Here is an 822-nt window from a genome sequence, read left to right as displayed (position 1 = left end):
TCGTCAGCGGTACCGGAGATCACTTCCCAGCAGGTATTAGCTTTGGCTGGAATCAGGAAGTGGCGATTACGCGCGTTCATCGTCAGGCCACACAGGATTTCTGCGGCCAGAAAGCCCCTGTCGAACACCGTCAGCGAGTCTTCTGGGATCTGTGGCAGCAGGCTTTTGGCGTACACCATTTCGTTGGTGTCGTAGCGACCGAAATTGATATCGGCGACCAGATGCGTCGGAATCGCAGTGAGTGTCACTGCGCGCACCTGCGGATAACTGGCCACCTTGCCACTGGCATAACCCTGTGCGCCAAAGTGCTCACGGTTGGCCGCACTGTCGGGCGTGCGCAGTGTGGTGCCGTCCATCGCCCACAGACTTAACCCCTTGAACGCATGGTGAGCCGCATCCTGAGTCGTCCACGCCCGTGCTGTCTGCTCAAATAGCCAGGCCATCGGCGCCTCGCCGATACGTTGGCGTGCCTGTGCCACCGCGCTCTTGCTGACAAACGGCGCGGCCTCGTTGGGCAAGGCTAGATCGAGACTGTCGAGCACCTCGCTGATCGACCAGTGCCGGTACATCGCCAGCGCGATTACCAGCCACACCACCTGTTCAGCAGGTAGGCGACGGCGTCGGATGCTCGCTGTGCCGGTCGCCTGGACCGCACGTTCGATCCACTCGTAGGGCAGATGCTCGGCCAACCGTCGCAGGTCGGCCGGCTGCTGCGCTTCGATCAGGTAGGTGAGGTGGCTGGCAAGCATCGCTCCGAAAAGTTAACAGCTCGGCGCAACGTTTACAACCACTTCCCGCACCAAAATTAAAATGCCGTCCAGT

1 protein-coding gene is annotated in these 822 nt (G+C 60.5%); it reads right to left on the bottom strand.

The features are described 5' to 3' along the window. On the bottom strand, nt 1–749 hold a 749-nt coding region (locus tag AWB68_RS45625; protein WP_125483334.1), incomplete at its 3' end, for an IS4 family transposase. Between the last annotated feature and the right edge of the window lie 73 nt (nt 750–822).

The organism is Caballeronia choica (assembly GCF_001544535.1).
GTDB classification, from domain to species: domain Bacteria; phylum Pseudomonadota; class Gammaproteobacteria; order Burkholderiales; family Burkholderiaceae; genus Caballeronia; species Caballeronia choica.
This window is presented reverse-complemented; position numbering and strand designations above follow the sequence as displayed.